Origin of the sequence: Sporosarcina sp. 6E9, from assembly GCF_017921835.1 — a bacterium.
In the GTDB taxonomy this organism is placed as follows: domain Bacteria; phylum Bacillota; class Bacilli; order Bacillales_A; family Planococcaceae; genus Sporosarcina.
Map to the genome: position 1 here is coordinate 1,711,424 of NZ_JAGEMN010000001.1, position 13,101 is coordinate 1,724,524.

18 protein-coding genes are annotated in these 13,101 nt (G+C 39.3%); all 18 read right to left on the reverse strand.

What is annotated here, in order from left to right; genetic code table 11:
• Window positions 1-10 precede the first annotated feature (10 nt).
• On the reverse strand, window positions 11-1,558 hold the full coding sequence (locus J4G36_RS08835) for a phage tail protein (RefSeq protein ID WP_210469646.1): 1,548 nt from the start codon (window positions 1,556-1,558) through the stop codon (window positions 11-13).
• Complete coding sequence (locus J4G36_RS08840; RefSeq protein WP_210469647.1) at window positions 1,558-2,271, reverse strand: phage tail family protein; 714 nt, start codon at window positions 2,269-2,271, stop codon at window positions 1,558-1,560. The genes J4G36_RS08835 and J4G36_RS08840 overlap by 1 nt, the downstream gene beginning before the upstream one ends.
• The gene (locus J4G36_RS08845; protein ID WP_210469648.1) at window positions 2,271-4,622 is read right to left on the reverse strand and encodes a phage tail protein; all 2,352 of its coding nucleotides are present in this window, start codon (window positions 4,620-4,622) and stop codon (window positions 2,271-2,273) included. Before J4G36_RS08845 ends, J4G36_RS08840 begins: the two co-directional genes overlap by 1 nt.
• Window positions 4,623-4,835 (reverse strand): DUF5361 domain-containing protein, encoded by a 213-nt coding sequence (locus J4G36_RS18485; RefSeq protein ID WP_246880451.1) that lies wholly within the window; start codon window positions 4,833-4,835, stop codon window positions 4,623-4,625.
• A gap of 170 nt (window positions 4,836-5,005) precedes the next feature.
• Window positions 5,006-5,269 carry a hypothetical protein gene (locus tag J4G36_RS08855; RefSeq protein ID WP_210469650.1) on the reverse strand — a complete coding sequence of 88 codons (264 nt, stop codon included), beginning with the start codon at window positions 5,267-5,269 and terminating at the stop codon, window positions 5,006-5,008.
• A gap of 4 nt (window positions 5,270-5,273) precedes the next feature.
• Complete coding sequence (locus J4G36_RS08860) at window positions 5,274-5,840, reverse strand: phage tail tube protein (RefSeq protein ID WP_210469651.1); 567 nt, start codon at window positions 5,838-5,840, stop codon at window positions 5,274-5,276.
• A gap of 11 nt (window positions 5,841-5,851) precedes the next feature.
• Entirely contained in the window at window positions 5,852-6,187 is a 336-nt protein-coding gene (locus tag J4G36_RS08865) for a hypothetical protein (RefSeq protein WP_210469652.1), read from the reverse strand.
• The gene (locus J4G36_RS08870) at window positions 6,188-6,424 is read right to left on the reverse strand and encodes a hypothetical protein (protein ID WP_210469653.1); all 237 of its coding nucleotides are present in this window, start codon (window positions 6,422-6,424) and stop codon (window positions 6,188-6,190) included. It lies immediately after the preceding gene.
• Window positions 6,417-6,755 carry a hypothetical protein gene (locus J4G36_RS08875; RefSeq protein WP_210469654.1) on the reverse strand — a complete coding sequence of 113 codons (339 nt, stop codon included), beginning with the start codon at window positions 6,753-6,755 and terminating at the stop codon, window positions 6,417-6,419. Before J4G36_RS08875 ends, J4G36_RS08870 begins: the two co-directional genes overlap by 8 nt.
• Window positions 6,742-7,137, reverse strand: coding sequence for a phage Gp19/Gp15/Gp42 family protein (locus J4G36_RS08880; RefSeq protein WP_210469655.1), 396 nt, complete (start codon window positions 7,135-7,137; stop codon window positions 6,742-6,744). Before J4G36_RS08880 ends, J4G36_RS08875 begins: the two co-directional genes overlap by 14 nt.
• An 11-nt stretch (window positions 7,138-7,148) precedes the next feature.
• On the reverse strand, window positions 7,149-7,424 hold the full coding sequence (locus J4G36_RS08885) for a hypothetical protein (protein ID WP_210469656.1): 276 nt from the start codon (window positions 7,422-7,424) through the stop codon (window positions 7,149-7,151).
• Window positions 7,425-7,436: 12 nt separating this feature from the next.
• Window positions 7,437-8,330: a phage major capsid protein gene (locus J4G36_RS08890; RefSeq protein WP_210469657.1), complete on the reverse strand. Its 894-nt coding sequence runs from the start codon at window positions 8,328-8,330 to the stop codon at window positions 7,437-7,439.
• Window positions 8,331-8,350: 20 nt separating this feature from the next.
• Window positions 8,351-8,800: a phage scaffolding protein gene (locus tag J4G36_RS08895; RefSeq protein WP_210469658.1), complete on the reverse strand. Its 450-nt coding sequence runs from the start codon at window positions 8,798-8,800 to the stop codon at window positions 8,351-8,353.
• Between the two features lie 129 nt (window positions 8,801-8,929).
• Complete coding sequence (locus tag J4G36_RS08900) at window positions 8,930-9,142, reverse strand: hypothetical protein (protein ID WP_210469659.1); 213 nt, start codon at window positions 9,140-9,142, stop codon at window positions 8,930-8,932.
• Window positions 9,143-9,465: 323 nt separating this feature from the next.
• Entirely contained in the window at window positions 9,466-9,720 is a 255-nt protein-coding gene (locus tag J4G36_RS08905) for a hypothetical protein (RefSeq protein WP_210469660.1), read from the reverse strand.
• Between the two features lie 20 nt (window positions 9,721-9,740).
• A complete protein-coding gene (locus tag J4G36_RS08910; protein ID WP_210469661.1) occupies window positions 9,741-11,141 on the reverse strand; it encodes a terminase TerL endonuclease subunit in 1,401 nt (466 codons plus the stop codon).
• A gap of 18 nt (window positions 11,142-11,159) precedes the next feature.
• A complete protein-coding gene (locus J4G36_RS08915) occupies window positions 11,160-11,867 on the reverse strand; it encodes a hypothetical protein (protein WP_210469662.1) in 708 nt (235 codons plus the stop codon).
• Window positions 11,857-13,086, reverse strand: coding sequence for a phage portal protein (locus J4G36_RS08920; RefSeq protein ID WP_210469663.1), 1,230 nt, complete (start codon window positions 13,084-13,086; stop codon window positions 11,857-11,859). The genes J4G36_RS08915 and J4G36_RS08920 overlap by 11 nt, the downstream gene beginning before the upstream one ends.
• Window positions 13,087-13,101: the final 15 nt, after the last annotated feature.

Sequence of the window (13,101 nt, forward strand, 5' to 3'; positions counted from 1 at the left end):
AAAAGACCTCCTAATTACCTAATAAGGTTTGGACATCTTGATATAGTTGGTCTAAGTCAATTGACTGCGTGACCGTTAATCTATTTAATTTTTGCTTATCTTTCGCACTCATCAATCCAGCTAATATTTCTGTTGCTTCAGAGTAATTTAGCAAACCATCTAACTTTACTTTATCAGCAGAAGCCATTAAGCCGTCTTGTGTGTTTGTGGCAACGTCATAGATAGGTATACTATCTAAAGCATCATTAAGATTGTTAATCGCTGTTTCTAGGGCGCTGATTGCTCCTGATAGTTCTTCTATATCTGCATCAACAATTATATTTTTTACGTTTCCGATTTCTGTGTTTACGTTATTGATCTGTTCGAGTAAACCACCTATTTTTGATGACTGGTTATTTACAATGCTTTCTAACTCCACAACTTTTCTAGCTGATTTATTCGCATCTGCTTGATATTCGTCTAACGTTTTAAACTTATCACCGATTTTCAAACTAGCATCTTGTGGGCTGTTAATGTTGGTTGTTTTCCCGATTATTCGTAGCCTTTCATCAATTCCCATGATTGGATTGATAACTGGATGACTATTTCCTACTTCGAAATTATCAATGTCCAATCCGATTAACGATAAATCGACTGCTGATATTTCATATTGCGTATGTGCTACCTTCTGATTTGCTAACCAGTTTTGCCCCGTAGACAATAGTCTATTAGGTAACGTTATGTCATCCCAAGTCACCGATCCACCTTGTATGCCAAATTCAGCTATTAAAGAATGATTATCAAGGTAAGGCAAACCATTGTTCACTTCTTCAATAGTTAATCTTGCTTGTGATGCATCAGTTTCTTCCTCATCCTCTGATTCTATTCGTGTACCTAATGGAGTTAAACGTGTGATGATATCTGTTGGGTCTACACTTCTGCTAACACTTCTAAGGTTTTTAGCTATTTTAATAGGTGTTTGCTTATCTTCTCCGACACGTTCTAAAACATCTAAATAACGGATTCCGTTAGCTTTTCGTATTCGTAACTCGCCACCAACACGATCAAGTATTTTATCCTTTATTTCTTCAAACGTGCTAGATTCTGCTGACAAATAAACATATAGATTATCTGTGCTTGTGGTAACTTCCATAATGCCAGGATGAAACTTTTTATAATCTTCAACTTGCGAATTGTGGTAGTTTAATAGTTCGATAAATAATTCTTCTGGTCTACCTCTAAATTCCAAGTGTTTTTGTTGTGAGTCGTGTAAGTAACCTAATACACCCTCGCACTCGTAATCGTATGAGTGTAAGCCATCGTCATCCATATCACTGTTAGGATTAAGCACACGACCCTCAAATTCATTCTTGCCTGTCTTTGTATTGAATACATTTACAAGCGTCTTAAACGGCTTTAATTTACCGTGTGCGGGGTTATTTAGATAGAATGACATACTGAAATAATCAATCTTATTAACTTCTTTCTTAATCGTTCCAGTTACCAGTTTCAAGTCGTCTGCATGTGGACTATGGATAACCGTCTCTATACCATCGTTAATAATCGTAACTCTATACACTAGATCAACTCCTTAAAAAATTTAAAGGAGATTGTACCGTTACCCGTTATAACTAAATCATTTTCGCCTGTATTTAATTTAAAATCTTCGCTCTTACTCGTTCCGTTTGGCACGTTGTAAGTAACGCTGCCTTTTTTTATCTGCATTGCAGAACTAGCCTTGATTTCTGGCGTTACGCTTGGCGCACCACCATTAAACAAGGTTATATTAAGTGACCCGTCAACTGTGAACTCGACAGATTGCGCCATATCCAGCTCAAAGTTAAAATCATCCCATATGTCGTGACCTTCTTGTAATTCGGAGATCATAAAGGGATAAGCTGTAAACCCTATTGTTAGTGTTCCATGATTCCAAAGTTCAGCAAAACTTAACCCGCCCTCTACTTCTGCAAGATAGTAATAACCTGGGATGGAGTCATCATATAACTTTTGCTTTCCGTTGCTGTTCATTAACCAATTCGAGATTGAAGTTTCTAGCACATTAATTCGTTCAGTCGTGTTTACAGTGTTCCTGTTTAACACGTTGAATGTATATGTTAATGGTCTTGGTGTGTAAGTTTGTTCACCGTATATTCCGGAAAAGTCATACTCGACATTTGAAAAGGGGACTTTTACCTTGATTTTTTCTTTATCAGGGTAGCCGATATTCTTTTCCGATACAGTCACACCAAAATCACGATATGAATGTTTTCCGTTAAATTCTATACCATACATCAAGCAAGCCCCCTTTCTATCCTACGAATACGATTTCCACCTTCTTGACTTGTATAATCACCCGTGATTTGTGCAAATGTTTTTCCGTCAACTTGTAATATGATTGGTTGGTTTTGTCGCGAAGATGAATAAGAGTTTGATTCACTATTTTGCCTAGCGTCATTAAAAGTTGCCTTTTTAGGTAAGTCAAAAGCCAATATATCTTCCATCGCCTTTGCCACAACTCCCTCACCCTTTTCAATTCCACCGCCAATACTCTCTCCCCATTTTACATCCATGATATCCATCAATGGTCCAGTTTTGGGTGGCGAAAACGGTAAGAAATCCCTGACCTTTTGCACAACATTACCAATAGCATCCGTAACCTTGCTTATTGCGCCTTTAATTCCATCGGCGATTGATGTGACTATATTTTTACCCGCATTTTTAAATTTACTGAACATACCAGTAACAGCCTTATAGGCGTTACCTATACCACTTTTAAATAGGCCTGTTACACTCGTCCACATGCTTCTAATGATTCCTGTGAACCCAGTTAATAAACTTCTTCCAATCTTCAACACTCTGCCAACTAAAGAAATTTGAACGAAGTTGACTAGGAACTGAACCGCGCCGCTTAAAATGGTTTTAACTGCATCCCACATCGCTGACCAATTACCAGTGAACAACGCCGCGAAGAACTGAATGATTCCAGTTATCACTTTTATCGCACCTTGAATGGCTCCTTTAATAGCGTTCCATGTGGAGATGATTAACGATTGAATAAATGGCCATAAAAATATCATGATATTCTTAACAATATCGGCCATTGTTTTAATAATATTCCAAATAACTTCTGCAACGGTTGTAATAATAGCCGAAATTACATTCCAGACGTTTTCTGCCGCTTGTTGTATCATTTGTCCGTGTTCTTCCCAGAAAGAAACGAGTCCAGACCAAATTTCTTGTACAAATTCAACGATACTTCCAACCGCTATCATAATAACGTCAACAATGGCTTGCCACACGTTCATAACAGTTTCAAGAATTTGTTGGTTATTTTCATTCCACCATTCAACCATTGCTCCGAATACTTCCATGACGAAATCAGAGATCGCTTGGACTACATTCAAAAATGTTTCTTTTATGGTTTCCCAAACTGATATTACTAAGTCTCTAAAACCTTCGTTGTTCTTGTATAGCGAGACAAAAACTGCTATTAAACCCGCTATAACACCTATCACAATTAACACTGGCGCAGATATAGCACCGATAGCACCGATTAAAACACCAGCCGCACCCTTTATTATCCCAAACCATTTACCTACCATCATTACAGTGGTAATCAGCTTACTCGCTATCATTAATACAGGACCTATTGCTACGGCTATTCCCGCTATTTTTGTAATTAGACTTTTAGTGCTGTCATCTAAACCAGTCCACCATTCAATTGCGCTTTTCACGCTTTCAATCATTCTATTGAATGCTTCGCCAATCATCTTTCCTGTTTCTGCCGCCCACTTCTGTACATCATCTGACTTCAAGTACTCCATAAACCCCGCTATGGATTCTTTAGATTTTTCGAAAACTCCACCTAGTATATTTTGACCTATAATTCCGATCCATGCTTTCGTATTGGAAACCATACCTTCCCAACTTTTAGCGTAAGCGCCAGACATTTCACCTGCGAAGTCATCCATTACGTCAAGAAATTGTTCAGAGGATACTGCCCCATTTGTAACCATTTTCCTAAACTCTTCTTGTGTAACGCCTAGACTTTCGGCCATCGCCATTGCAAAACCAGGCATACCTTGCTCAATCATGTTGAGTTCCATCGTCATTAGCTTCCCTGAACCCTGTACACGGTTAAATATTTGAGCCATATCAGCAACAGGTCTATTTGCACCAACTGCCGCATCACCGACTAGCTTGATGTATCGCTCTAACTCCTTACCCTCTTTTACCCCAGCAGCTATACCACCAGCGGCAATCGAAACACCTTCTGCCATTGTTGTGACAGTTCCCTGTACTGCGGTTCTTACTTGCTCTGATATTCTATCGACAGACTTAGCATCATAGCCCAACCCTTGTAATTGCGCCCTTGCAGAATCGAGCGCCACTAATCGTTTCCATCCGAACGCCGCGACAATTCCACCCACAGCGGATACTGCTCCTAATGCTGGGACGGTTATCGCCTTAGTCAAGGTTTTCCCGGCTTTCCCCATAGAACTAGCAATCGATTCAGCTATCCGACTTCCTGCGCTCTTTCCTGCCGCAGTTGCTTCTGGATTGATAACGTTTTGTATTGATCCGCTGATTCCCTTAGCCGATGGCATAATCTGAACGTACGCTTGACCTAATTCAGTAGCCATTTATTCACCACCTGTCAATTCGTTTCTCGCTCTTATGAAGTCCTCACCAGAATTAAATATGACTGTATCTCTCTCAGTCTCCGCCGACTTCCTATTTGTTAGCATATCGATGATTGACGCGGGTCTGTTCTTACCCTTTTGCCCGTCCTCTGTCTTAAACCACAACAAAGTACTTAGCCTGTCTGACATTCCCGCTAGAAGTAGAGTGTCCATAGGGACGACCTGTCCGCTTAAATTCATCTTTATTCTTGAATCGTCACGTAAACCACAAGAAAAGACAGCTACTCTCATAGGAGAATGCTGTCTGTAGTCATATATGTTGTAAGTTTCTGCAAGGTCGCAAACTAGCGCGTCCTCGTCTGTTTTTATCATCCTGGCAAGGATTAGGAGTTTTTTGTTTCTCTTTGACTGTTGAAAATCTCCATAATTTCCTCTGAAATTTTATCTGTTGGAACTGTTCCACCTTCTGTTCTTAGGTGGTCTTTCAGTTTTTCCCTCTGCTCTTTTCCTAACAACAAGGTCACTGTTTTCGATATAAGTAAAGGGTTTTCTTCAAGTTCGCCCAAAACTTCAACTAGTTCATAGTTATTCAAGTTTTCTTCTGGAATCTCGTATTTAAACCCTGATGACGTTTCGCCTGTAATCATTGATTTATCCTCCTACTGGTGTCGGTTTTTGGATGTACTCATAGTGAGTATTTCCCTCTTCATCTGGCATTGCTTGTACTGTCGTTTCGTACCCGATAGCGTCTGCATCTGCATAGCTGATTTCGCCTAGTTCAGATACTTTACCATTCGGAATGACAATCCTTTTCAAGTTGCCGCCTTTTAGAATCATATCTACGATAAGGCAATGCTCTTCGTGTTCTTTAGAGTTGGCCTTGATAGTAATTCCAGTGTCTAGTGTTCCTGTAACGTTATCTTGACCGTACACCTCTTTTAAGACTTCAACGTTAGTAGCTTCAATCAATGTGTAGGTGAATACATCATCTTTTCCAGTTTGAACCGATGCGACTGTGTCTCCACCCCACGCCTTTATAGTTTCGCTTTCAGGTGAATTCTCGTTAGTCAGTCCATCCTCCGAAATATAACCTAAACTCTTAAATGCTGCGTCTAATTCTGTTGCAGCGTCCACAGGTAAAACTGTACCTAATGGCGCTGAATAAACAGCCCCGCCGACTTTTGGTTTTGCTGTTGAAACGTTTGCTACACTACTCATATTTATACCTCCTAATAATATCTAATTTCATACACCGCTTGGTAACGGTATTCTTTTGTGGTCGTATCTGTAAAATTATAATCGCCATTCAAGGATAACCCTCTGATTTCATTTAGCTCCACCAACTGTTTTACTACTTGTTTTAACTCTTCATTTAACTTAGCCGCCTTATACTTGCTTTCAGCGTAACTTTGAAAAGCAATTATAGCCGACGGCAAGTGATTACTTTCTCCACTGCCTATTTTATCTATCAAAACATACCGCTTTGGTGCGTCTGTTGGTTTTTCCGTAAAGGCAGGAACAGACAAATGTACATCTAAAAAGTCTTTAACAATTAATTCAATCATCTATTTCACCGACTTTAACGCTGTATTGTTTTTCATGTTATCTGCTTTTGCTTGTGGCGTGTTTGGGTATACTCTAGCATTGGCTCTATTTTTACCCACATGCATATCTTGTTCATAACCGCTGCCCGCTTTACCCTTGATAGTTGTCGCATGACCCTTTAAAACGCTTTGCATATTCCCCGACTTCATTAGTTCAGCTACGCCTTTTCGATTTAACTTAAAATCTATTTTACTCATAGCGTTCCACCATCACTTTTTTGTTCCAGTCCAGTGGGATTAAATGGTCTATACCTTGTGTTGGAATACCGAATGTTTTCCATCGTTTACCGAAAAAAAACACCTCAGCATTCTCCCAATCGTTTTCATCATCTTTTGGAATCGCTAAGGTATAGACTGCTTTTTTACCATCTATATTTAGTTGATTTACAATATCGTCTGTCGATGTTGGATTTACAAGAACATTATCGACTTCGATTTCCACATCTTCATAAACTGGTTGGCCAAACGGATCTTTATTAACTTCTTTTTTATTAATTAAGGTAACTGTAATTCCTTTAATTAGTGCCATAAAAATCAATCACCCCATAACGCTGTTTCCTTAACCCCAACGCTTTCAACTCGTCACGTTTTATGAACAATCCGCCACCAGGCGTGAGGAACGTTCCAGAAACGGAATAACCAAGCGCTGATTCTGAATACTGTTTCATAGGCTCTTGATTTGTGGAGGTCATCAACGTCCTAGCGACTATATCAACTGTTACGGACTTAACCACACTCTTGTATGCGACACTGTCAGCAATCATCTCGTCAATGTCTTTACCAACGTTTTCAGCTTCCAGTCTCAATCGGTCAGAAACAACTGTTAATAACGCTTCAGCCCGAGTTTCTTCATCCTGTTGCAATGGTCTCCATAATGTAATTAATTCATTAATAGTTGCGAAATCCGCCATATTTACACCACCTATTCGAAGGCAGCAACGATAGCAGCGATTCGAGCTGGCTTATTTTTCTTATCTTCAGCAGTAAGTTCGATTTTGTGTTTTTTCGCAAATTCATCTAACTGTTTATTTGTCATTTCTTCTAAATCGACTTCTTCTTCGACATATTCTTCGTTTTCACTAAGGACTTCTTCTACTTCTTCTGTAAAAGCTTTCGTCTTTACTGCTTCCCAATCGTCCCCGGAAATGTTAAAAGGACTATCAATGATAGCCCCAGTTCTAATATTTTTGTATCTCATATTTATTCCTCCTTATGAAGTTGCTTCTGTAATTCGTGCAAATGATTCTGGATCTAAAATTCCCCAACCTAAGAATAACTCTGCGCGGATATAGACTTGGTTATAGCCTTGCAAGTCAAATCCAGAGTTATCTGGATCACCATATTCGATAACTTTTAGCGGAATTTGTTTTGCATACCCCCACTTAAAGCCGTTTTGGAAATCACCGATATATCCAAGAGCATCATCTGACATATCCGATACAGTTTTATTGACCTCTGTCGGCAATCCATTAATTGTTGCCGGAGCGTTCCCCCATGCTAATTCTGGGAACATTGGGTTTCCTTGTTGGTCTTTTTGTTTAGCTAAAGCAGTACGTAATGCCGGAGCGATTGCTTGTCCAGTAATATCTCCGCCTGATCCTTGTACTAATGCAATGGCATCTTCAATAACACCGTTAGCATCTGCAACTCCTAAAGGCGCTTCAACCGCTTGTGAAATTGCTTCATCGAAGTGATTATCCCCAATTACCGTTGATGCTGTGCCTGTACGTGGGTTCACACCGTGAAAGGACATGAGGTCTAATCCTCGAGCCGCTTTCTTAGCAAATCCATCGTTAAATGCTTTTAAAATTCCAATACGTGCTTCTTTTTCTGCAAACATAAATTCATCAGAAACTCGAGCACCATACTCGATTTTGATTGGTACAATTGTTCGTGGCGCCAATGACATGCCGCCATGTGATTTCTTTCCAGATTCAGCAACAACATCAATTTCAGAATCCATTGTGAAAATGAATTCTTTCTGTCCGTTAAAAGGGATCGGTGTTTGTTTTGCCAACTTTGCAATTGAAGATTCACCTTGTACTTTGTTTACTAAATCCGTTACTAATACTGGGTCAAATAAAGTTCCTTTGTTCAATGTCATAATTTATTTCTCTCCTTTTATCATAAGTTTTCTAGCATTTTTTCATATGCTTCTTCTGCTGCATCTGCTTTAGGTGGTTCCGTAGTCCTTAGTGGCAATGTAGGTGGCTTTTTGCCAATAAATCCAGCCATATTTTCGGCGTCTGCTTTGATTTCCTCTTCAGTTACGCCACTCAATCTACCAGCCAGTTCGAGTGGGATTCCTGCTTGTATTGCAACAGATGTTTTTAAATCTTTTAATTTGTATGTTTCTACTTCTTTCCTTAAATCATCAACACTGCTTAATTCTGTTTCTTTTGTTTTCAGTGTGTTTTGCAGGCCTGTAAGTTGTTGTTCAAGTGTGGCTTTAGCACTTTTCAAATCCTCATAGTCATCCGGCTTGACCGCTTGGATTGCTTTACCGTGTGCTTTCATAGCCGCTTCAATTTGTTCATCAGTAAGACCTAGTTCTTTTAAAAACTCTCTATTCATTTTAATTGCTCCCTTACGTTATTTTTACGAGGTTACGACCTCGTTAGGTTTGTACATTTACGTTGTACGAACGAATGAATGCATAAAAAATAAGCCTGTTTATAGCGTCTATTGCTTAAAGACGAGTTTCTAGAAAACTACTGTAAATATTTTAAGAATGCTTCTATGTCCAATTCCTAATCCGCCTCTTTCTGGCGCAACAAATAAATAATCGTACATTTTTTCAGTTGCTTGTTTTTTGGTTATATATTCAAACTTCATTTCCACAACCCTAACTTCTAAGGTTTGAGCGGTTCTGTATACGCCGTAAACACGAACGTTATCATATTTCTTTCTGAACATGCTTTAACCTCCTATATAGCTACATAACGGAGTAGCCAACCGAGATATTGGACCACTTCCTTTGTCGAATATTGTCGTTTTTCTCTTGTTTACACCTTACGTAATCAATGATATCTTTGAATTTGTAAGAGACGAGAGGACGGGCCTCTCAGATGTGCTATTAAAGGCATCCAGAATACCCGTAATCCTCTTCTCGTCAGGGAGGTGTGGTTATGGAAATCCACATCAAAATTTCCGGCGAACTCCTAACCAAACTGGTCTGGACAGTAGCAATCATCCTCTTCCTGTAAAGGGAGGGGGTTTTTTATATAAACAAGCTCCTCTCACATATTCATTCTGCGAACAATCGACAAAGGCTTTCTTGTCATCACTTGGCTATTTCTACGCGTGTCCCAAACGATTGGATGGACGTATCGCGGTTCGGGAATTGTGCGCTCTACATAATCGGTAATTCGCACCCTTATTCTGTTCCAAATTTCCTTTACTGCTTGAATAATTGATTTCGCCATTGCCGAAAATGCATCAACTACACTTCTAACAAATTCGCTAGCCGTACGCTCTACTTCGTGTTTTTCCATTCCTCTCGCTCCCTTTCGATCTAATATCTTATTTTCTGTTTCTTAGGTGGCTTAGCTTCCGAACATGCCCAATGTGCTAATATCATAGATTCCATTAATGCAATATCATGTTCTTCAATTTGCGAACGATAACCAAAACCACCTTGTGTACCAATGTTTCGTTTATCACAGTTCGTGACTACCTGGAACAATGAAGGCTGATTCTTATGTGCAATCGTTTGTTGAAATAATGCTTGTTCAAATGTTGAGTTAGCTACTATGATTTCTTTTACAGTTGGTAGGATAGGTGGCTTTAATTTTGCCTGTTTCATTGCTTCAGCTAATATGTTCTGACCACTTGCCCCATCAATAACAACTTCTTGTACATCTGCGTTTCTAAGGAAATGGATAATCCATGCGTTGCCTTGTCGTATCGTTTGGCAATCGATTGATTCAACAAACACTTTGTCATCTTCTGTTTTAACGGCAATACTTAGTGCTATATTTGTCCCGTCATAACCGTATTTAATACCTGCGAATAATTTACCTTTCAGTTTAGGTAATGTTTCAACTTGCAATTCATTCCATTCGTTTTCAGATATGGCTGATTTCTGATTGTACTGGATCCACAATCCTAAACGTTGGATATTAAAGTCAATGTCATCATCGCCAACTTCAGCTTGAATGTTACGCTCAGTAACCCTCAAACCTAAACTGGGATTCGCCTGATACCATAAGTCCTTATCTCTTACATCAGACTGTTTGTCCACACTCCATTCAGCCCAACCAGTATCTTCTGAATTACCATGTAAAGTATTCTCTCTAAGTCGAGTAAAGACTGTTCCACTTGATATAGGCGTCGGAGGTGTACCTGTATAAATTGTCTGCGGATTCGGACTTGCCGCTATCGTATACATCAAAGCTGAACGTTGGTCATCTGTGTATTCTTGGGCTTCATCCACAACAAATAAATCAAAACTTTCACCTAAACCACCAGTTGAAGTTCTTGTTCTAAAATCAATTCGCCCACCATCATTTAACTCAATACTCTCGTTACCTCTCGCTTTTATGCTGGTAAAGTCAACTTGATTTTCATAACCGCTTTCTTCAAGTATTGCTACAAGTCTATTAAAAGCCGCTTTACTAGTGTTGGTTCGATGTGCAGTATGGAGTATTCTTTCTCCTTTTTTTAAACCAATCAATTCACGAATGGCCACAATCTCATTCTTACCATTTTGACGAGGGACAGAATAACCAAAGTTCATATGTGTCCATAAACCTTCTTTATTTTTGGCTAATATTGCATTGGTAATAAACCGCTGCCAATCAAAAGCTTTACGACCGGACTTTTCATATAACTCAATGGCTTCATCGCCCATCGATACGTCATAAGGTAAGATTAATGATTTTGTAGGAGTTTGTTCTCCGATTCTCACAGCCATCTAGCAACACCCTTTCAACTAACCACTCCATTCTTTTGTCCAGATGTTTTGTCTACGTACGTCACTTGGGTCATATTCGACAGTGCATCGACATCTATCATGCCTGCGATAGACATCTGCAGGTACATCTGGATATTTATAAACTCCTTGCATCGAACGACACCAATCGCAAGGGGGATTACCATGTGAAGTTCTAATAATTCGTGGACTTAATCCAGATTCACCTTGAAATTCGACATTTGTTTTTATAGCATCATCCACAATCGATTGAGTGAAATTAATAATTGGTTCTTGTAATATCCAAGCCGCATCATCAAACACTTCTTCTGCTACGACACGGTTTATAATGCTGTCAATTCTTAATTGGTTAACTGGTGGTTTGATTCCCTTTAAACCTAAACCAACTGATCTATTCAAGTTTTCTTGTATTTCCGCAGAAACACGAGCGACAATCGCATGATTATTGTTTAGCGTCGGACTTAAAACTCTTTCGGCAATGTTGTAATACATTTTGCCATCAGGTAACGTTTCTGATTTGATATGCACCTTGAATGTCCGTGCTAATGCATCACCGACTTCAACGGCATATTCGTTAGCTTGTCGATAAGTTGCCGTTCCATTTTCAATCATCACTTGGATTTTTTGTATTTTTTTATTACTTTTAATTGCCGTATTAAAATCTCTTTGAATGTTATCCAATAAATCTGGAACAATATCAATTGCCATCGTTCGCACCTTCTATTCCAGTTAAATCTCGTAAATTATCGTTATCAAAATAACCCGGAACAGCTTGATTTATTTTTATTGCGCCATCGCCGATAAGTGAAATGGTTGAAGCGTCTGGCTTGAAGACTGGCTCCCATTTTGCCTTTGTTTGATACAACTGATTTCTTTTATATGGCACTTTGTCACGCAACGAAGCAGCTAAATATCCAACATTTAAGAATCCAGAACTAAAATCACGTTGCGCTTTTTCTGCTTGTAATCTCAATGTTTCGTGGCTTGCTTTAATTGCTTCGGCACTTGATGGGTTATCAGATGGAAATCCTAGGTCATCGAGCGTCAATCCTGTTTCACCTGCGAAACCAGATGCAGCGGTTCTTAATTGTTCCACAAATGGAGACATTGACGGTACCGCGAATTGTCCAAGTGTCGGCTTTTCTCCATCATCATCTTTTGTGAACTCTAGGAAAGATGCAACCGTTGCTTTCCAGTTATCCATTGGATCGGAGTCTTGTGAAGTACCTACTACATACTTTTGTGGCCAAGAGTAAAATTCAGCCGTAATGTCAGCGCGTTCTAATGTGCGTTTCGCATACTTTTGGTAATACATAGCCGATGGAGTTATTCTTGATCGCCCAAATGGTTTGCTTGAATCCGGCCGATGAATAATCGGCACTAATAATGGAGCAGGCGCACTATGACTGACCGAATCCCTCAAATCACCATTAAGATAATAATCCGTTCTGTCAGTTAAAAAGTGCAACTCTTCTTTTGGTTCTCCGTATTCGTCTCTTGAAAGCACTGCATATCCTTCTGTTAACAGACGGGTAATTGGATCAAGTATGCCTGTCGCTTCTGAACCTTGAATGACTTGCAATCTAGGGATGATGTCATCACCTTCTGAAATGTATATAAAACTGCATGAGTTGATTAATGACGATAACTTCGCATCATCGAAAAGAATGTCAGCGCTATTCATTTGAAAAATTTCATTGATATTAAAACGGTCATTGGCAAATTCACGAAACACCAATCGGTCTGCTAAGCTGTCAACTGCTTTTGCTCCCCAGCCTAACGTCGCTTTATATTGACGTCTTAGTCTTTCTGGTATTGTGATGCCTGGGCTTACATCATCATTTTTCATGTCATAAACCTTCTGATGATATAATGCGCCTTGCCTATAAACCTGTAATTTAGATCGTAAATATTCGATTCCTTTCACCTTTTCACTCCTTCC